The sequence below is a fragment of the Synechococcus sp. MU1625 genome (assembly GCF_020514205.1).
Taxonomy (GTDB): Bacteria; Cyanobacteriota; Cyanobacteriia; order PCC-6307; family Cyanobiaceae; genus Parasynechococcus.
Genome location: NZ_VTLA01000006.1, coordinates 32,108 through 50,579, shown reverse-complemented (window position 1 = coordinate 50,579; position 18,472 = coordinate 32,108). Strand labels below are relative to the sequence as shown.

Genomic DNA, 18,472 nt, shown 5'->3' with positions numbered 1-18,472 from the left:
TAATTCCTGAAATGCTGGTCGGCAAGGAACTGCTCGACAAGGCCAGATCGCTCAGCAATCGGCCGGAAGACGACATCGCCCGCGGCTGTGGCTACGTGGGTCCGAGTGGACGTCTGCTGAAAAAAAGTTTCTATCGCGCCCTGGTAGAGGCCAAAGCAGCGGCCCAGGGGTGGCAGTTGCCGAAAAGCAGCAGCAGTTCTTCAGGCGGAAGCCGTGGTCGGCAGGCCGAGTTCCGAACCCGTGTTCATGGCAACGGCAACCTGTTGATCGGCCATGCCTATACCCGTCGGCTCGGCCTTGAGCCCGGACAGGAATTCAAGATCGAACTCCAACGGGACTCAGGAATGATCGTTCTTCAGCAGATGGATCAGGACCATCCGTGAGCGGCCAGCCAGTCGGATGTCAGCCCCTCCTCCGTGCTGCGGCCATCGGAAGGATCGGCATGCAGCAGACGCTCGGCATAACGAGCCAGTTGATCGGCCTCCAGATTCACGGTGTCTCCAATGGCCAGGTTCCTCAGGGTTGTTGCATCCCAGGTGTGGGGAATGACGGCGAGGGAGAAAGTCGTTCCATCCGCTGAACACTCCGCCACCGTGAGGCTGATGCCGTCCACAGCAATGCTGGCCTTCTCACAGACGTAGCGGCCAAATCGGGCTTCAGACCAGCGAATCGACAGAGCCCAGGAATGGGGGAGGGTCTCCACGCAGGTGACTTCACCGGTGGCATCCACATGGCCACTCACCAAATGTCCCCCAAGCCGGTCGCTCAGCCGAAGCGCCGGCTCGAGGTTCACTGCTCCACCTCGGTCCGCTTTTCGTCCGAGCGTGGTGCGGCGCAGGGTTTCCTCACTCACATCGGCGCGGAAGCCATCCGCGATCAGCTCAGCCGCCGTGAGGCAGACGCCATCAACGGCGACGCTATCGCCAAGCGCCAGGGGAGCAAAGGGAGCACAGCCCCAGACCAAAACAGCCCCGGCACGACGCTCAATCCTTCCCACTGACTGCACCAGCCCCGTGAACATCGCTCGCAGCGGCTACCTAGTCATAATCGGATAGAGCCACGCCGACGACATGGTCGAAATGAGCGTCGCCGGAATTGCCCTCGATGCCGCCAGCCGCACCCCCATGGTGCTCCTGCGGGATCCAAGCGGCCGACGTCAAGTTCCGATCTGGATCGACCAGGCCCAAGCCCACAACATCATGGCCGGCCTGCAGGGCGGAGCACCACCGCGGCCTCTGAGCCATGACCTAATGGCAGCTCTGCTGGTAGCTGGAGGGCTCGAGCTGGAGCGCGTGATTGTCCATGCGATCGAAGACAGCACCTTTCACGCAGTCTTGAAGCTGCGACCTGATCTGGACGAAGGGGAATTAGCCGAAGACGAAGCACTGGAACTCATTGAAGTGGATGCCCGACCCAGCGACGCCATCGCACTGGCGATCAGAACTGGGAGCAGCATTTGGATGCTGGAGGAAGTTGTAGCTGAAGCATCGATTCCGGTGGATGCGGAGGCCGATGCAGAAGATCAAAGTGCCTTCAGCCGTTTTGTCGACGACCTCAGCCCTGCCGCGCTGGTGCGCCATCTGCGCAACCAGGACAACGAAGCCCCCTCGGAGGAGTGAAAACCCGCGCCTTTGGTAGCGGGCGCCCCGTCAGCCTGTTCAGCCTGGGAACGATGCGAGCCCTCGACTCAGGGTCCCAGATGGCGGAGGTGCTCGACGCGGCAGCGGCAGCGGGGATCAACCACCTTGAAACCGCCCCTGCCTATGGACCTGCCGAACGTTTTCTGGGAGAGGCTCTTCGACAGAACACCCGGAGAGCTTCAGACCACTGGGTGATCACCAGCAAACTGCTGCCGGGATTGACCTTCGAGGAGGGACAACGTCGCCTTGACCAGATCCTGGAGCGCCTGGGCTGCCCACACCTCGACAACCTTGCCGTCCATGGCGTCAACCGGAAGGAGCACCTTGATTGGGCTCTGGTGGGGCACGGTTCCAAACTTCTCGACTGGGCCCTCAACAGCGGCCGCGTCACCCAGGTGGGCTTCAGCAGCCATGGCAGTAATCCGCTGATCGATCTGGCGCTGCGCAGCCAGCGATTCACCTTCTGCAGCCTGCACTTGCATTGGCTTGACCCCAAGCGGCTGCCCTTAGCCCACTGGGCATTGAGCCATGGGCTTGGCGTAATGGCGATCTCTCCCGCTGACAAAGGAGGGCGCCTGCAGGCACCGAGCCCAACGCTGGTGGAGGACTGCACCCCGTTTGCGCCCTTGCAACTGGCCTACAGATTCCTGCTGTCGCAAGGCATCAGCACCCTGACTGTTGGTGCTGCCGTTCCCGATGATCTCCAACTCGCTGCAAGGCTGGCGCAAGCAGATGGCCCCCTCAACGATGCAGAGCAACAGGCCTTATTCACGGCACAGGCGCGCCAGGAAGAACGGCTCGGCCAAGAGCAATGCAAACAGTGTCAGGCGTGCCTCCCCTGTCCCAAGCAGGTTCCGATTCCCGAACTGTTGCGTCTGCGCAACCTGGCCATCGGCCATGAGCTCAACGCTTTTGCGCAGGAGCGTTACAACCTGATCGGTCGTGCAGGCCACTGGTGGGAAGAGCACGATGCCTCTGCCTGTGAACGCTGTGGGGAGTGCCTGCCCCGATGCCCACATCAACTGCCCATCCCTGATCTGCTGGCGGACACCCACCAACGGTTGGTGGCTTCACCGCGACGGCGTCTATGGAGCTGACTCACTCCAGAGGCGTTCTAACTCCTCCCGCCCTTGGGGCGGCAGCGGCGGCAGCGACCAACAGCGTGACCAGGTGTCGGCGGGAGGAAACAGCAAGGGCTGAAGACGAGCAGGCAGAGCGTTTTGATCCGCCATTGCCCCTGGCATCGAATCTGAAGAGGTAATTGGGGCACGCCAGCCCAGCTGAACGAGGCGGCGGCGCAGGGGATCCCGCCAACCCTGTTCAACCCAGCCTTGGGGCACCGGCTCGCGGCTGGCTTCCGGTCGAAGCAGAACGGTCCAGTGCAAGGGTGCGCCGGATTCGGGCAGAACAGCCCGAAGACGCGGATCCCGTCTCAGCAGAGCGATGCAACGGTTGAGCGGGAGAACAACCACCCGGGCATCGCCCTTGAGGAGCCAATTGCTGGCCTGACGATCATCAAAGGTGAGCACCTGTCGACGGAGCTGGCTCAAAGCCTGCCCCCCACCCAAATGGTCCGCCAGGCTCAGCACCAGTCGGGGGCTGGCGGGCAGCACCACACGCCCTGCCAAGGCGGAATCCAGCAACAGGGGCCAACCCTCCTGCGCCACGGCCCCGTCATCCCGCAGCAACATCACCCAGGGACTAACGGCCAGCGGCAACACCCGACCCTGCAGCGCCCCCAGCGCTCCCAGCAAAGACTTGGCCTGGCCATCCAACTGACGGAAAAGCGGTTCAGAAGCAATGGGCTGCAGCGTGTCAGGTGAGTGGGCGTCGAGCCACCCATCCCCCATCACCAGCAGATCGGCGCGCGCCCGATCCTGCGTCGTCCAGTCCTGCGGCGATGGAGCAAGCGTCAACCGCCATGGCTTGGGCAAAGCATCAGCCCATGGTTTCGGCAGCACACCAGCAGGGGCCATCAGCGTTGGCGATACGGTCGCCTGACGACAGCCCGCCAGCACAACTGACCCCGTCGCCCCGATCATCTGGAGCACATGGCGCCGGCTCAGGGGACCCAACCGCTCACTCCAGACGTTCATGGCGTTGACGTTACGGGGCGGTTGAGCAGCTGCTCCAAAGCACGCTCACAATCCCGCACCAGGTCGGAACAAGTGCATCCGCGCAGCTGGGCAAGCAGCAACAGTGCACCGGCCCCCACACCTTCTTTCACGTATCCCCGCTCATAGTCCAGCAACGGCTGATGGGTGCTGCTGTGAAAGCGGACGCCACAGGCCAGGACGGACAGTGAAGTATCCACAAGGCCTGCGGTGGCATCCACAAGCCCCCCCAAAGGGGACTGGCTTGTGGCAGCGGCCCCTTCATCAGCGAGCCAACCGGTTGTGCCGATGAGCACTTGAGACGCCAGGCGTTCCCGCTGACTTGCAGGCAAGGCCTGCATCGCAAGAGCCAGAACAGCCAGCATCTGGCAACCGCCACCCAGCAACAGCGGTTGTCCCGCCGACACGGCTCCCACCAACACCCCTGAAGCAAAGGCCTGAAAGGGGTCACCGACAGCGGCAAGAATCTGCTCGGGGGCAGGATGCGCTCCGAGCGATGCGCTTTGCAGACCTCTTGTCACCAGCGCTTGCTTGAGCTGCTGAGGGGGGTGACGTGCACTGCCGCTGATCAGATGGGCGACCTCCACGCCGAGGGCCGTCAGCACCGCTTGAGCGGTTGTGGTCCCTCCAGGAACACATTCCGCGAGCACCAGGGGGCGTTGCAACCGCCTGCCCAAGAGCTCTCCACGTCGCCAAAGGTGCTGCACCCGCGGCAACGGCATCGCCGCTCCGCTCGACAGACACGCCGATGGCCCCTGATCCAGGGCTTCAATCTCCAGGTGGGGGAAATCGGGTCTCTGCGTTAGGCCGAGAGCCGCCACCTGCGGGTTCAACTTCAATCGACGCGCCGCAACATGGCTGAGCAGGGCGGGGGAGACACCAGCGGGCAGCGGCGGCAGAGGCCAAAGGCGCTGCCCAGCCGGCCCATGGATCAGGAGCTCCGCATCAGCGAGGGCCGTAAAACGACGCGAGGCCGCTGTCGAGCCTGCGGCAGAGATTCCCTCATGCTCCGCCGTCTGCGTGGCAGCCAGCACCAGTAACAGATCCACCGGTTGATCCCTGGACTTCCAAGGATGGAGGGACTCCTCATGAAGAGGGCTTGCTCCGCGACGTCCCAGCTGCTGACAGCCCTGGGGCAACACGGACGGATCAGAGGGGGTCGAGGGCAACGAGTCCATGCAGCAGCCTCGGAGGCTCCGGAATCGGTGATCGCAGGCGGGGAAAAATCCAGTACGCCAGAGCATGCAGCGAAAGGACGTAGATGACCTCCTGAACCACCACCAAGAGAAGCGCCATCAACTGAACCTGGGTGAGATCGGGGGTGATCGGAAGATGAAGCGCCAAGATCACTCGGTCGAGCAGAGCAGAACCTGCACGGGTGATGACGACCCAGAGGTTTTCTCCCACCAGCAACGAGAGCACAACAACTCTGACCATGAAGCCTGCTGTTCCAAGAACGACTCCGCCCGACCAGCTCAGCCACCAGCTGACACCCCGGCACCAGCTCCAGCCCAGCCACAGTGATAAGAGCCCGTAAGGGAACAGCAGAAGTGGGCCACGCAATGGACCCATCAGCGCTGTGAGCAGCAGCACAGAAAGCAGCAGACCCTCGGCACCGGAGCGGCTGCCACGGCGCAACTGCAGCAGGATCAGTGGAAGAGGCAGGGCCAGGCGGAAGAGAGCACCACCCACCGGGAGGTAGTAAAGAGCCAGCCAAATCAGACCCGTCGCAGCAGCGAGATAAGCCCCCTCAACCAGCCTCAGTGCCTGCTGGCGACTCAACCGGGGGGGTTCTGCGGTCATGGCTCGACCCGCTCAATCCGTTCAACCGCAAAGCCGACATCCGCCTCACGCAGAGCTCGGGTGACGGCCTCAGCAGGAGCCGCGGGATCGGCTCCTGCCAAACGGATAGTGATCCGGTAAGGCGCCTGGGGCAGACGTTGTGATGCGGTTCGCCGAGGTGTTGTCTCCGGTGTTGTCTCCGGCACTGTCTCCTGCGAATCCTGAGAAACAGGGGCAGAGATCGCTGGGGTTGGGGAGTTCGGCTCTGCAGGGGATGCAGCCTCAGGTGCCGATCCAGTGGAACGGTCCCCCGTTGGGCTGGTCTTGGACGCCTGAACTGGCGCAACCTGCATCGGCCTGTCTTCAGGCACCGCAAAGGACCGTTCCAACTGCTCGGCGACCGGTGTCCCTGCACAGGCCTGCAGAAGCCCAACGGGCAGCATCCAAAGCAGACGGGGCATCAGTTTTCAGCTGGCTTGATCACCCGCACCGCACTGGCCCTAAGACGACCGGTCTTTGTGGTGGCGGGGGGTTTTTTAGCCGCAGGCTTTTTGGCTGCTGGCTTCTTTGCCGCTGTTTTTTTGGCAGCGGTTTTGCGCGCGCCCTTTTTCGAGGCCGCCTTGGCGGCGAGCAGTTCTACCGCTTCCTCGAGGGTCACATCATCAGCACCCTTGCCTTCCGGCAGCGAAGCATTCACCTTGCCCTGCTTGACATAAAGGCCATAGGGGCCGTCATAGACCTGAATCGTTTCATCACTACCCTCCGGCTTGCCGAGGTCTTTAAGGGCGGTGCGTCCACCCCGCCCACGTTTGGGCATGGCCAGCAACTCGAGAGCACGGCTCAGTCCCACCCCCAGAACATCGTCATCGCCCTTCAGGGATCGGTAGTCCTTCTCGCCCTTGCCTTTATCCCAAACCACGTAGGGGCCAAAGCGGCCCAGCCCCGCCTGAATGCGCCCACCATCCGGGTGCTCGCCCAGAAGACGCGGCAACCGCAGTAGTCCAAGCGCATCCTCCAAGGTGAGGTCCTCAGGCTTCTGTCCCTTGGGAAGGGACGCGCGTTTGGGTTTGGGATTCTCATCACTCACCTGCCCCCGCTGCACATACGGGCCGTACTGACCGAAAAGCAGGTAGACCAGGTCACCCGTTTCCGGATCCTCGCCAATGGATTCGGGGCCGTCAGCCTTCTGTTTGAGGATCAGTTCGGCCTGATCTTCATCCAAATCAGCCGGGGTGATCTCCCGGGGCAAAGTGGCCTTGATCAGCTCCTCCTCACCATCGTCGCTGACGCGTTTGGCCTCCAAGTAGGCGCCAAAACGGCCGATGCGCACCACGGAGGACAAACCCTCGAGGTCGATGGTGCGGGATGCACCGGGATCGATGTCCCCTTCCCGCTGCTGAACCTGGGTTTCAAGACCCTCATCACCCTTATAAAAGCCCTCCAGATAGGGAAGCCACTGCACCTTGCCGTGGGAGATCTCATCCAGAGTGTTCTCCATCCGAGCGGTGAAACTGGTGTCGACCAGCTCGGGGAAATGCTCCTCCAGCAACGCCGTCACAGCAAAAGCGGTGAAGCTGGGGGTGAGTGCATTGCCCAGGAGCGTGGCGTAACCACGATCAACGATCGTTCCGATGATCGAGGCGTAGGTCGAGGGCCGGCCGATGCCCTCTTTTTCCAGCATCTTCACGAGGGAAGCCTCGCTAAACCGTGCCGGGGGTTGGGTCTGATGACCCAGCGGCTCAACAGCCTTCGGCTTTGGTGCATCCCCAACGCTCAGCGCCGGCAACAACACTTCCTGACCTTCAAGTGCTGCATCCGGATCATCACTTCCCTCCACGTAGGCACGGAAGAAACCGGGAAAGTCAATGCGCTTGCCGCTGGATCGGAAACTGGCTTCTCCTGAACTGAGATCCACCGACAGCATCGTCAGCCTTGCTTCGGCCATCTGACTGGCCACGGTGCGCTTCCAGATCAGTTCGTAGACCGCCAGGTCTCTCCCATCGAGGCCGGTTTCGCCGGGGGTGCGAAAGCTTTCGCCTGAGGGACGAATCGCTTCATGGGCCTCCTGGGCATTGCGGGCTTTGGTGCTGAACTGCCGCGGCCCCTTGCTCAGATACTCCTTGCCGTAAAGGTTCTCCACGCAGCTGCGCGATGCATTAATCGCTTGATCAGACAAATGCACCGAGTCGGTGCGCATGTAAGTGATAAATCCCCGTTCGTAGAGGCCCTGGGCACAGCGCATGGTTTCCCGGGCTGAGAGCCGCAGTTTGCGATTGGCCTCCTGTTGAAGAGTGCTCGTGGTGAAGGGAGGCACCGGCTTGCGCACGGTGGGCTTCTCCTCCACCGCATCCACCGTCCAGGCGTTCGATCGCACGGTTTCAGCCAAGGCCTTGGCCTCGCTCTCACTGAGCAGCCGAACGGCACTGCCCGCCTTCAGCCCCCCGGTGCTTTCATCAAAATCGTTGCCGGTGGCAATGCGCTGTCCACCCACGTGGGTGAGCTTGGCCTCAAAGGCACTGCCCGACTGCTCGAGCTGGGCCTTGAGGTCCCAGTAACTTCCGCTGCGGAAGGCCCTGCGGGCCCGCTCCCGTTGCACCAGAAGCCGAACCGCAACGGACTGCACACGTCCCGCGGAGAGCCCCCAGGCCACCTTTTTCCAGAGGAGAGGAGAAAGGGTGTAACCCACAAGGCGATCGAGGATGCGCCTGGTCTCCTGGGCGTGGACCAGCTCCATATCGAGATCGCGGGTCTGATCCAGCGCTTTGCCGATGGCTTCCTTGGTGATTTCGTGGAACACCATCCTCTTCACAGGCACCTTTGGAGCCAAAAGCTGCAGCAGATGCCAGCTAATGCTCTCTCCTTCCCGGTCTTCGTCCGTTGCCAGCAGCAACTGATCAGCACCCTTGAGGGCGTCTTTCAACTCCCGAACCACTTTTTTCTTGTCCTTCGGGACCACATAGAGCGGATCAAAATCCGCTTCCGTATTCACGCCAAGGTTGGCCCACTTCTGCCCTTTGGCAGATGCCGGAATCTCGCTGGCGTTGTTGGGAAGGTCGCGGACATGCCCCATAGAGGCTTCAACTTTGAATCCCTTGGGAAGGAAGCCACGGATGGTCTTGGCCTTCGTGGGGCTTTCAACGATGACGAGGGTGTGCGCCACTAGCGGCAAGTGAACCGTTCCCCTTCTTTATCGCACCAAGCATCTCTCTGCATGTCCGTCTGCGCGTCAAGCGCCGCTACAGTCGCCGCAGCGCAACGGTTCCAGGCTGCCATGCCCGACATGGGTGCATTCCTTCTCGCCACCCAGGCCATGGCCGCCCCTGGTGAGCTGCTGAATCTCTCTCTCAATGCCTCCGCTGTACTGCCTGAAGGTGCAGTGCTGCTGGCGATGATTGCCACCCTCTTGGTGGACCTGGCCGGTGAAAAGGTCGCCACACGTTGGGTACCCCCGATTTGCTACCTCGGCCTGGGCAGCGCCCTTGTCCTGCTGGCCTTGCAGTGGAATGCGCCCCTCGAGCCCTCGTTCCTCGGGGCCTTTCTCGCCGACAACCTTGCGGTGGCCTTCAGGGCTGTCATCGCCCTCTCCACCCTGCTGTCGCTGCTGATCAGCTGGCGCTATGCCGAGAAGAGCGGTACGCCTGTTGGCGAATACGCAGCCATCCTTCTCGCCGCCACACTCGGCGCGATGCTGCTTTGCGGCGCCACAGATCTGGTGAGTGTGTTCATTTCACTGGAGACGCTCTCCGTGGCCAGCTACCTGCTGTCGGGCTACATGAAGCGGGATGCCCGCAGCTCCGAAGCAGCGCTCAAATATTTACTGGTGGGTTCGGCAGCTGCGGCTGTTTTTCTCTATGGCTCCTCGTTGCTGTACGGCCTAAGCGGCAGCACAAGCCTCGACACCATCGGACTCGCCCTGCAGACCAGTACCACTCCTCTCGCCGCCTTGGCATTGGTGTTTGTACTGGCCACAGTTGCCTTCAAGATCGCTGCTGTTCCCTTCCACCAGTGGACTCCAGACGTCTACGAGGGCTCTCCAACCCCTGTGGTGGCTTTCCTGTCCGTGGGCTCCAAAGCTGCGGGTTTTGCTTTGGCTCTCCGCATCCTCGTTGGCTGTTTTGGTGCCTTCGATGGCCAGTGGAAGCTGTTGTTCACAGTGCTGGCCGTTCTGAGCATGACCCTCGGAAACGTGGTGGCTCTGGCACAGACCTCAATGAAGCGAATGCTGGCCTACAGCTCCATCGGCCAGGCCGGCTTCGTGATGATCGGCATGGTCTGCGGCACCGAAGACGGTTTCGCCGCGATGGTTCTGTATATGGCTGCGTACCTGTTTATGAACCTCGGGGCCTTTGCCTGCATCATTCTCTTCTCCATCCGTACGGGCAGTGATCGGATTTCGGATTACGCAGGCCTCTACCAAAAAGATCCCCTCATCACTCTTGGCCTGAGCCTCTGTTTGCTCTCCCTGGGTGGAATCCCACCGATGCTTGGTTTCTTCGGAAAGATCTATCTGTTCTTTGCCGGTTGGGCGAACCACCAATACCTGTTGGTGGTGGTCGGCCTGGTCACTTCTGTGGTCTCGATTTACTACTACATCTCCGTCATCAAGATGATGGTGGTGAAGGAGCCCCAAGAAGCTTCCGATGTCGTCAAGGCCTACCCAGAGGTCAACTGGTCCTTGATGGGCATGCAGCCTCTGCGTGTTGCTCTGATTGGGTGTGTAGCGATCACCGCTGTTGGCGGGATCCTCTCCAACCCCCTCTTCCAGTGGGCCAACACAGCAGTTTCAGGCACACCACTGCTGCAGCAAGCCATCGCTCTGTCCAGCTTGAAAGGCCTTGGCTAAGGGATCAAAAGCGGCAGTCGCTGAACTCAATGAAATCAGCAAGATCTATGGATCCGGTGATCTCGAGGTCAAAGCACTTGATCAACTGAATCTCACCGTCCGTGAGGGGGATTACCTCGCGGTGATGGGAGCCAGTGGATCCGGAAAAAGCACGGCGATGAATATTCTTGGCTGTCTCGACCGGCCCACTTGTGGGACTTACCGGCTGAATGGAGTGGCCGTTGAGCAGTTGGACGACGATGCCCTCGCGGACGTCCGTAACAACTCGCTTGGATTTGTCTTTCAGCAGTTCCATCTCCTCGGTCATGCCAGCGCCATGGAGAATGTGATGCTGCCGATGATCTACGCGGGAGTTCCGAAGGACGAACGCATTGAGCGCGCCCAAGCGGCCTTGAGCCGCGTTGGCCTGGCGCAGCGTCTTGAGAACAAGCCCAACCAGCTGTCCGGAGGGCAGCAACAACGGGTGGCCATCGCCAGAGCCATTATCAATCGCCCCAGCCTTCTGCTGGCGGACGAACCCACTGGCGCCCTTGATTCCAGCACCACCGCCGAGGTGCTGGAACTGTTTGATGAACTTCACCAGCAGGGCATCACCCTGGTGATGGTCACCCATGAAGACGACGTTGCGGCCCGAGCGCAGCGGATTGCGCAATTCCAGGATGGTCGGGTGCTCAGGTGATGACCACAATGAGTGCAATGCTGCAGTGGTAATGGAGGAGACCCCTAAGGCTCTTCGTGTTGCACTCGTTGAAGATGACCCACGCATTCAGCAGCTGATCTGCGCTGAAATCACCGATGAGGGGCACGACTGCACCAGCTTCGGTTCCGCAGAAGATTTCCTCAACGCAGCAGGCTCCGACAACTTTGATCTGGTGCTGTTGGACCTCATGCTGCCGGGCATGGACGGCTTGACCTGTCTGAAACAGCTGCAGCTGAAGGCAGCCTCAGGACCAGCCCAGAGGGTGGTGATCGTGACGGCTCTCAATGATGACGACAAGCGACGCGAGGCTCTCTCCAACGGAGCAGAGGCCTACGTGCTTAAGCCGGATCTGTTCGAACAGCTGCCGCAACTGCTCCGGATGCCTTCGATGCCCTGAGCCTGAGAAGCAACCGCACGATCGTGGATGTTCCTTGCGATGTGGGCTGCTGGTGGAGGGTCAGCATTCCTCCACACCCACTGACCAGTTCGCGCGCCAAGGCGAGCCCCAAACCAGGGCCCTCCACCTTGTCGCCATCCCGGTCAGGCTTGCCCCGGAAAAAAGGTGACGACCACCGTTCCAGATCCTTGGAAGCCACAGGGGCATCAAGGCTCTGACTGGTGAACTCCAGGATGCAGTGGTCCAGCCCATCGCCCCCAGCAAGGTTGAGCTCAATCGGCATGGATCGATCGCCGTGCTGGCGAGCATTGTCGAGCAACTGATCCAACGCCAGCATCAAGGCCCTTGGATCGGTTTGGACCACCACGTCATCCCCGCATTCCAAACCCTGCAGCGTGAGATTCGGAGCCAACTCCAGGGAGGCGTCATACCAGCGCTGGAGCAGAGGCCCCAAGGGGTGGTCGCCACAGCAGACCAGATCCGGATCCACCTCAAGGCGCGTGAGCAGCGAGAGATGACCGAGCAACTTCTGAATCCGGGCCATTTCCTCTCGGGCCATCGTGAGGCGGGAGCTCACTGCGTTGGGAAGGTTCTTCAACCGAGCCATCCGTTGCAGATTTCCGCTCACGATCGCCAGGGGCGTGCGCAGCTCATGGGTCAGATCAGTCATGAAGCGCTGCTGCTGAACCAGAGCCCGTTCCTCAGGGCTGAGGTCGCGCAACGACAGCAACAGGAACGACGACTGAATCAACTCGACCGGCCGCCAACGCAACAACTGCACCTGTGATCCATCTCCATCCCGAGACAGCACATGACAACGACTCTCTCCAGAGGTTCGCGGCAAAGGCATCTGAGGATCCAACAGCTGAAGAGCTGTTTTGGCGTGAGCATCCAAGGGCCTGAGCTTCAGAACATCAGCCAGGGTTTGATTCACCATCTGAATCGGAACCCCTCCCACGAACAGTTCAGCAGAGGCTTGATTGGCCCAGTGGATCCTGCGATCCACATCGACAATCACCATGGCTTCGCTGGCCGCATCGAAAGCGACCTGCAGCATTCCAAGGGACTGCCGCAGTTGCGCGATCAGTTCGCTGTCACTCGAGGATGACGAAGAGGAGGCTGAGCTGTTCATGCCAGACGGCTCATCTCAGCTCGATTCCATCAAGGGTCGCAGCGTTGCTGCAAACGACCAGCTGCCGTCATCGTGTTTCTCAGCAACGATGAAATGCTCACTCTCAATGGCATGGCCATCCGAGCAAAACGTTGCCAGTTTCAACGGGTGATTCAGCACCTTCGACACCTCCGTCAGTTTGAAACGAGCAAACCCGGCGTGATGGGAATCGCGAAAGCTTGGAGGCAGGATCAGACCGAGGGATTGACCGAGTAGAGCTGCTTCGGTCCAGCCGTAAACGGCCTTAAAAGGTTCGTTGATTTCCTGCACGATTCCCGAAGCATCAGCACGAACAAACGGGAGGTCTTCCTGCTCTCGGAGTGCTCGGATTCGATCCTCTGTCCAGGCTCCTGGTGACGACATAGCGAAAAGCAGCCAATTTCAATGTAGGGACAAAATCCTTGAAATTACTTTCTGTGCCTAGAGTGGAGTGAGGTTTTGAGGCCGGATGTCACTGGAATCCCAGCCCCGTCTCCGTGTCCTTCTTGTTGACGACGAACACAAACTGACCGATCTGCTTCGTCTAGAGCTTGATGTTGAGGGATACGACGTTGATGTCGCTTCTGATGGAGCGAGCGGCCTGATCCGCAGCCGCTCCGAACCTGCTCCCGACCTGATCATCCTTGATTGGAACTTGCCGGACTTCAGCGGCATCGACATCTGTCAGCGCATCCGAGCCGGGGGAATCACCATCCCAATCCTGATGCTCACGGGGCACGACGAAATCACCGATCGGGTCAAAGCTCTGGATGCCGGGGTTGATGATTACCTGGTCAAACCCTTTTCCATCGACGAATTGATGGCACGGCTGCGTGCCATGCACCGCCGCGCTGAAACGTTCTCAGGGCCTGCCAATGGATCCGACGTCAACGAAGTTCTCCAGGTCGCCGACCTCTCCATGAACACCCGGACCCGGGATGTGAAACGTGGAGATCGAGCCATCAAACTGTCCGTGAAGGAATACGACCTGCTCAATTTCCTGATGCGAGGTGCCGGCAGGGTGCTGGAACGTCAGGAGATCATGCATGGGGTCTGGGGAGAAAACTTTTATGGAGACGACAACCTCCTTGATGTCTACATCCGCTATCTGCGTCAAAAAGTCGAACTGGACGATGCTCCAGCCCTGATCCATACCGTCCGCGGCGTTGGATTCATCCTCAGGGAACAATCGAGCTGAGAACTTTGTTTCGCTCAGGTGCCCTTAGGGCTGCTGCCGTTCAAGGCTTCGCAACACCTGGCCAAGCAGCACCGAGACAGGATCATTTTCGAGACTCATCACAGAGGACAAATCCAAATCCCCTGGATCAACGGCCTGCCAACCAGCCCGCGATGGTGTGCGCAACTCGAAATGCAGATGCGGACCCGTGCTTAGGCCTGTGCTGCCAACGCGTCCAATCACCTCTCCCTGGCACACCTGCTGACCGGGGCGTACGTAGATCTCCGAGAGGTGGCCATAGAGCGTGCGACGCAATGGTTCGGCATGTTCCAGTTCGATGGCGACGCCATAGCCCCCCGCAAGACCACTGGTTAAAACCTGGCCGGAGAGAGCCGCCACGACTGGAGTCCCCTCAGGTGCCGCGAAATCCCGACCGGCATGCATCAGCCAACTCCCCAGGATCGGATGCAGACGCCAGCCAAACCCACTGCTCTTGAAGGCGTCTCCAGCAACAGGGAAGAGCAGTCGGCTATCGCCGTTTCCAGGGCTTGGCAGAGGACGCGGCGTGACCGCAAAGACGGATTCCAACCGGAATCTGCCGCCATCGCGGGCGAGAAGCGCTGACACGGGAATACGCAGCGGCTGCTTGGAGGGGATCAAGCGAACACGGGCAGAGGACGGTGCCCCAGGCGAACGCCTAGCCACACCGGAGGCACACTCACGACGCGACAGAGCCCCACTGCGACAGGCGTCTTCGAAACGACTGCGGCCCATGGGAACCGCTGGAGCACCACCACGCTGGAGCATCTTGCGCTCCTGGGGAGTGATCACCCGTTGGCGCTCCAGAGCATCAAGAGACTGGTCAAAACCCTGAGCAGCCGCTGGTGGGATCAGCATCCAGATCGCCGCTAACCAGCTCAGCACTGGATGAGACATCGTCTAGGACAAATCCTATGGACGGCGGCGCAACTCAGGGCCAGCGTCGCCAGCTTTCGGTCCTTGAACCCTGACGCAACCGAAGAGCACCATCGTTTTCAAGACCAGTGATTTGCCAGATCTGACCATCCTGAGGATGAAGGAGCTGATCCGACCAGAGACGGGCCTGAACTCCATCGATGCACCAGGCACCATCGCCTCCAAGGCCGTGGCAGTGATCCAAGGCAAGCAGGACCTCCGCTGTCCAACGGATCGGATCCGCAGCCTGCTGCCCTTCAAGCCTCCGCAGGGCAATGCCCTCGCCAGGAACAGGATTCCGCACATTCAGGCCCAGTCCGATGCGCAGCAAACGCAGCTGGGAACCACGCTGCACCACCCCCGGGAGAAGACCGGCCAATTTGCGGCCCTGAACCAACAGGTCATTGGGCCATTTGATCTGAATCGAAAGGCCCCGCCGCTCAAGCCGTTGCGTCACTGACAGTGCCAGCGCCAAGCCAAGGAGACCGGCTTGACCAGATGCATGACTCCTCCAGGGCAAAGCGGCACTGATCCAGACACCACCTTCAGGGGAAAGCCAGGTTCGACCCAACTGGCCAACTCCCCTGCGCTGGTGGGTGGCGATCACAGCGCGCGGCCCCGTCAACGAGGGCTGATCCCGCAACCAAACCGCCAGCAAGTCCTCTGTACTGCTGCACACAGGCACCCGACGAATGGTCCATGGGCGCGCTGATGCACCTGCGATACGGCGGTAGATCGCCATCAAACGACCACCACCCCGTTGAGGGCGTCGATGCTTGGTCATCCATCGATCAGCCATCCATTGCATCCGCAAGACGCGATGCGGCCTCCACCAGTTCGTTGACGGGCCGTACCAGCGCCATACGCAGCCACTGGCGGCCGCCGGCACCGAAACCCGACCCTGGGGTCAGCGCGACACCGCTGCGCTGGAGCAGTTCCCTGGCGGCATCCTCATCACTCCAGCCCTGACGACGGGCCGCAGCAGGCAAGGGGAACCAGAGGTACATCGCCATCTCTGGACAGGGAACCGACCATCCACGTGCCGTGAGGGTCTCCACCACACGATCCCTGCGCTCGCGATAGATCGGATGCAACTGCTGCGGCCAATCAGGGAAGGCTTGCAACGCCTGGATCGCACCCTGCTGCAGAGCCAGGCTCTGATTGAAATCGATGACAGCCTTGGTGCGACGCAATGCGGCAATCACTGGCGCTGCACCAACCGCAAAACCCAGCCTGAACCCTCCTAGGCACCAGCCCTTTGACAGGGAGAAAAATTCAATGCCGGACGTCCTCCAGTTCGGAGCCTGCAACAGGCAGGGAGGCTGCCCATCCAGGGCAAGATCGACATAGGGATTGTCGTGAGCAATCACCACATCGTGCCGGGCACCGGTGGCCATGATTTGGTTGAGGTCTTCCTGATCCCCGACCCTGGCTGAAGGGTTGTGGGGATAGCCCAGCACGAACAACTTGAGCTGATCCCAGAGCGAGGAGGTAAGTCCCGTCAGATCCGGTCGCCAGTCCTGTTCCGGGGAAAGCGGCAAGGCCTTGGTTCTTGCTGCCGCAAGATGCAGCCCACCGGTGTGGGACGGATAACAGGGGTCCAGATGCAGGGCAGCGTCACCTGCATCGAGCACCGCCAGCGGTAGATGGGCGGTTCCTTCCTGGGATCCCACCAGGAACTGAACCTCCTGCTCGGGATCCACAGCAACATCGAAGCGATGGCGACACCAGTCCGAGACGGCGGCATGCAGAGGCCTCAGACCGGTCTGAAGGCAATAGGAACCGCTGCTGGGGTCCATGACCGCTGAGGCCATCGTTTCCAGCAGGGCCGTGGGTGGCCGTAGATCGGACGATCCGATGGAGAGATCCACCAGATCTGGACGCGCAGATGACGACGCCTGGACCCGGTAAGCATGCTTGGCAGCATCAACGCGGGCGAAAACGGCGCTGCCCAGCGACGCGAGCCGCTTAGAGGTTGGCATCCAGGAAGGACTGCAGCTGCGCTTTGGCAATGGCACCTTCATGCCGCGCCACCACCTCACCGTCGCGGTAGAGGATCAGCGTGGGAATCCCTTGCACCTGATAGGCGTCACGGGTCTTCGGATTGGCATCAACTTCGATCTTGCCAACGCTCAGGCGATCGCCATAGGCATCAGCGACCCAATCCATAAGAGGGGCGATCAGTCGACAGGGACCACACCAGGCAGCCCAATAGTCCACAAGGACAGTGCCGGAAGCCTTCAGCACTTCACTTTCAAAACCAGCGTCGGTGAAATCGGCAACAGCTCCAGCCAAGGCACTCAAATGACTGAACCGATCCTATGGAAAACCGGATGACTTTCCCCGGATGGTCAGAGCTTGTCGATGGATCGCTTCAAATCTTCGAGCTCGGCATCCACTTCCTCCACCTGAACTGGCTTCACAGCCTCGGCCGCATCGGCCGCCGGCAGAGCGACCGCTTCAGGGCCTCCCTTCAGCTGAGCGCGCAACGCTTCGAGATCCTCATCAACGCCACCACCGCTTTCCAGGGCTGCGAACTGGCTCTCAAGATCAGATCCAGCCAGCTCAGCCGCGGCCTGACCGGTGGCCTCCATGGCCTCCACCTTTTCCTCCATCCGCTCGAAGGCAGCCATAGCTGAATCGGTGCCGATGTTGCCGACGGCGCTCTGCAGCTGCTGCTGAGCCTTGGCGGCCTGCGCTCGGGCCTTGAGCATGTCTTTTTTGGTCTTGGCCTCGGCGATTTTTCCTTCGAGGGCGACCAGACTTTTCTTGAGGGATTCCACCTGCCCGTCTTGGGCCTGCACCTGGGATGTCAGTGACGTCGCCGTCTCCTGGAAGGTCTTACGACGGGTGAGTGCTTCACGAGCGAGGGATTCCTCACCCTTTTTAAGAGCCAGCTCAGCACGCTCGTACCAGGTCTTCGATTGGGCAGCGGCCTGTTCAGCCTGGTTGGTCAAACGCTTTTGACTTGCAATCGCGAGAGCAACGGCCTGACGCAACTTGACCAGATCCGCCTGCATGTCGGAGACGGACTGGTCGAGGATCTTGGCCGGGTCCTCCATACCGCTGACAGCAGCGTTGGCATTGGCGCGAACCAGCCTGCTCAGCCGATCAAAGAAACCCATTACTTGGCCTCAGACGCGCTGAGATTAGCGAGGTTCTCGCAACGGTTCTGCCTAGGATTAACTGATGGCGGTTGCACCTGATTCCCAACGGCGGCGTCTCCCGGGCCTGGAACTGCTCCAATCAGCGCCCCCGCCGCCTGCAGAACCTTTGAAAACCTGTCTGGGCGCGCTTCAGAGGGAGTGGCGCAAAGACGATCATCTGGCCGCGTTGTGGCAGGACTGGCCCCGGGTGGCAGGCGCCCAACTGGCTCCTCACTGCCGCCCCTTATCGCTGCAACGTGGAGTGCTGACTGTGGGAGCCAGCCATCCCCAATGGCGCCAGGCTCTCCTCTACAACCGCCCCCAACTGATCAGCGCCCTGCATCAAGCCGGCCATGCGGTGCGTGATCTGCGCATCCAGCAACACCATTCGCTTCAAGCCACTGTCTTGGAGAGTGAAGCCAGCATTTGGGCCCAGCATCCGAGCCGAACCGATGTCCATGGCATGGGGGCCTGCCCCGACTGCGGTAGACCGGCACCCAACGGCGAAATGAAGCTCTGGGGGCACTGCGGGTTCTGCCACCGTCAGACGTTGTCTGAGTCATAGAGCT

The 18,472-nt window shown here is 60.8% G+C and carries 21 protein-coding genes; 8 read left to right on the top strand and 13 right to left on the bottom strand.

Features of this window, described 5'->3' with window-relative positions:
* Positions 1 to 11 precede the first annotated feature (11 nt).
* Positions 12 to 383 carry an AbrB family transcriptional regulator gene (locus tag FZX13_RS10225; protein WP_226409485.1) on the top strand — a complete coding sequence of 124 codons (372 nt, stop codon included), beginning with the start codon at positions 12 to 14 and terminating at the stop codon, positions 381 to 383.
* Here FZX13_RS10225 and FZX13_RS10220 read toward each other — a convergent pair.
* Positions 368 to 1,021 carry a riboflavin synthase gene (locus tag FZX13_RS10220; RefSeq protein ID WP_226409484.1) on the bottom strand — a complete coding sequence of 218 codons (654 nt, stop codon included), beginning with the start codon at positions 1,019 to 1,021 and terminating at the stop codon, positions 368 to 370. The genes FZX13_RS10225 and FZX13_RS10220 overlap by 16 nt on opposite strands.
* Positions 1,022 to 1,070: 49 nt before the next feature.
* Here FZX13_RS10220 and FZX13_RS10215 point away from each other — a divergent pair, with 49 nt between their 5' ends.
* Complete coding sequence (locus tag FZX13_RS10215; protein WP_115024079.1) at positions 1,071 to 1,619, top strand: bifunctional nuclease family protein; 549 nt, start codon at positions 1,071 to 1,073, stop codon at positions 1,617 to 1,619.
* Entirely contained in the window at positions 1,616 to 2,737 is a 1,122-nt protein-coding gene (locus tag FZX13_RS10210) for an aldo/keto reductase (RefSeq protein WP_226409483.1), read from the top strand. The genes FZX13_RS10215 and FZX13_RS10210 overlap by 4 nt, the downstream gene beginning before the upstream one ends.
* Here the strand turns inward: FZX13_RS10210 and FZX13_RS10205 are convergent.
* The 5 genes from FZX13_RS10205 to topA are packed head-to-tail and all read right to left on the bottom strand — an operon-like array spanning position 2,726 to position 8,696.
* Positions 2,726 to 3,736, bottom strand: a complete 1,011-nt coding sequence (locus FZX13_RS10205) for an ABC transporter substrate-binding protein (RefSeq protein WP_226409482.1) — start codon at positions 3,734 to 3,736, stop codon at positions 2,726 to 2,728. The genes FZX13_RS10210 and FZX13_RS10205 overlap by 12 nt on opposite strands.
* The gene (locus FZX13_RS10200) at positions 3,733 to 4,932 is read right to left on the bottom strand and encodes a nicotinate-nucleotide--dimethylbenzimidazole phosphoribosyltransferase (RefSeq protein WP_226409481.1); all 1,200 of its coding nucleotides are present in this window, start codon (positions 4,930 to 4,932) and stop codon (positions 3,733 to 3,735) included. Before FZX13_RS10200 ends, FZX13_RS10205 begins: the two co-directional genes overlap by 4 nt.
* Positions 4,904 to 5,557, bottom strand: a complete 654-nt coding sequence (locus tag FZX13_RS10195) for a DUF2232 domain-containing protein (protein ID WP_226409480.1) — start codon at positions 5,555 to 5,557, stop codon at positions 4,904 to 4,906. Before FZX13_RS10195 ends, FZX13_RS10200 begins: the two co-directional genes overlap by 29 nt.
* Positions 5,554 to 5,997 (bottom strand): hypothetical protein, encoded by a 444-nt coding sequence (locus tag FZX13_RS10190; RefSeq protein ID WP_226409479.1) that lies wholly within the window; start codon positions 5,995 to 5,997, stop codon positions 5,554 to 5,556. The genes FZX13_RS10195 and FZX13_RS10190 overlap by 4 nt, the downstream gene beginning before the upstream one ends.
* Positions 5,997 to 8,696, bottom strand: coding sequence for a type I DNA topoisomerase (topA, locus tag FZX13_RS10185; protein ID WP_226409548.1), 2,700 nt, complete (start codon positions 8,694 to 8,696; stop codon positions 5,997 to 5,999). Before topA ends, FZX13_RS10190 begins: the two co-directional genes overlap by 1 nt.
* Positions 8,697 to 8,807: 111 nt before the next feature.
* Here topA and FZX13_RS10180 point away from each other — a divergent pair, with 111 nt between their 5' ends.
* Genes FZX13_RS10180 through FZX13_RS10170 form a run of 3 tightly spaced genes read left to right on the top strand, consistent with a single transcriptional unit; the run spans position 8,808 to position 11,476 of the window.
* Positions 8,808 to 10,379 carry an NAD(P)H-quinone oxidoreductase subunit N gene (locus FZX13_RS10180; protein ID WP_226409547.1) on the top strand — a complete coding sequence of 524 codons (1,572 nt, stop codon included), beginning with the start codon at positions 8,808 to 8,810 and terminating at the stop codon, positions 10,377 to 10,379.
* Positions 10,372 to 11,058 carry an ABC transporter ATP-binding protein gene (locus FZX13_RS10175; RefSeq protein WP_226409478.1) on the top strand — a complete coding sequence of 229 codons (687 nt, stop codon included), beginning with the start codon at positions 10,372 to 10,374 and terminating at the stop codon, positions 11,056 to 11,058. The genes FZX13_RS10180 and FZX13_RS10175 overlap by 8 nt, the downstream gene beginning before the upstream one ends.
* Positions 11,059 to 11,089: 31 nt before the next feature.
* The gene (locus tag FZX13_RS10170; protein WP_226409477.1) at positions 11,090 to 11,476 is read left to right on the top strand and encodes a response regulator; all 387 of its coding nucleotides are present in this window, start codon (positions 11,090 to 11,092) and stop codon (positions 11,474 to 11,476) included.
* Here FZX13_RS10170 and FZX13_RS10165 read toward each other — a convergent pair.
* Together FZX13_RS10165 and FZX13_RS10160 are read right to left on the bottom strand one after the other, a co-directional pair.
* On the bottom strand, positions 11,418 to 12,608 hold the full coding sequence (locus tag FZX13_RS10165) for a PAS domain-containing sensor histidine kinase (RefSeq protein WP_226409476.1): 1,191 nt from the start codon (positions 12,606 to 12,608) through the stop codon (positions 11,418 to 11,420). The two genes, FZX13_RS10170 and FZX13_RS10165, sit on opposite strands and share 59 nt — an antisense overlap.
* Before the next feature lie 15 nt (positions 12,609 to 12,623).
* Positions 12,624 to 13,010, bottom strand: coding sequence for a PAS domain-containing protein (locus tag FZX13_RS10160; protein WP_226398315.1), 387 nt, complete (start codon positions 13,008 to 13,010; stop codon positions 12,624 to 12,626).
* A gap of 85 nt (positions 13,011 to 13,095) precedes the next feature.
* Between FZX13_RS10160 and FZX13_RS10155 the strand changes: the two genes are divergently transcribed.
* Entirely contained in the window at positions 13,096 to 13,824 is a 729-nt protein-coding gene (locus FZX13_RS10155; protein WP_226398316.1) for a response regulator transcription factor, read from the top strand.
* A gap of 24 nt (positions 13,825 to 13,848) precedes the next feature.
* Here FZX13_RS10155 and FZX13_RS10150 read toward each other — a convergent pair whose 3' ends face one another.
* From FZX13_RS10150 to FZX13_RS10130, 5 genes are read right to left on the bottom strand one after another with little or no spacing between them, the layout of a single operon-like run.
* Positions 13,849 to 14,739: a M23 family metallopeptidase gene (locus tag FZX13_RS10150; protein ID WP_370630809.1), complete on the bottom strand. Its 891-nt coding sequence runs from the start codon at positions 14,737 to 14,739 to the stop codon at positions 13,849 to 13,851.
* Positions 14,740 to 14,773: 34 nt separating this feature from the next.
* The gene (locus tag FZX13_RS10145; RefSeq protein WP_226398317.1) at positions 14,774 to 15,541 is read right to left on the bottom strand and encodes a biotin--[acetyl-CoA-carboxylase] ligase; all 768 of its coding nucleotides are present in this window, start codon (positions 15,539 to 15,541) and stop codon (positions 14,774 to 14,776) included.
* Positions 15,542 to 15,548: 7 nt separating this feature from the next.
* Entirely contained in the window at positions 15,549 to 16,739 is a 1,191-nt protein-coding gene (locus FZX13_RS10140; RefSeq protein WP_226409475.1) for an aminotransferase class I/II-fold pyridoxal phosphate-dependent enzyme, read from the bottom strand.
* The gene (gene trxA / locus FZX13_RS10135) at positions 16,726 to 17,052 is read right to left on the bottom strand and encodes a thioredoxin (protein ID WP_170952152.1); all 327 of its coding nucleotides are present in this window, start codon (positions 17,050 to 17,052) and stop codon (positions 16,726 to 16,728) included. The genes FZX13_RS10140 and trxA overlap by 14 nt, the downstream gene beginning before the upstream one ends.
* 56 nt (positions 17,053 to 17,108) lie before the next feature.
* Positions 17,109 to 17,882 (bottom strand): PspA/IM30 family protein, encoded by a 774-nt coding sequence (locus FZX13_RS10130; protein ID WP_115024103.1) that lies wholly within the window; start codon positions 17,880 to 17,882, stop codon positions 17,109 to 17,111.
* Positions 17,883 to 17,946: 64 nt separating this feature from the next.
* Here FZX13_RS10130 and FZX13_RS10125 point away from each other — a divergent pair, with 64 nt between their 5' ends.
* Positions 17,947 to 18,468, top strand: coding sequence for a DUF721 domain-containing protein (locus FZX13_RS10125; protein ID WP_226409474.1), 522 nt, complete (start codon positions 17,947 to 17,949; stop codon positions 18,466 to 18,468).
* The last annotated feature ends 4 nt before the right edge of the window (positions 18,469 to 18,472 follow it).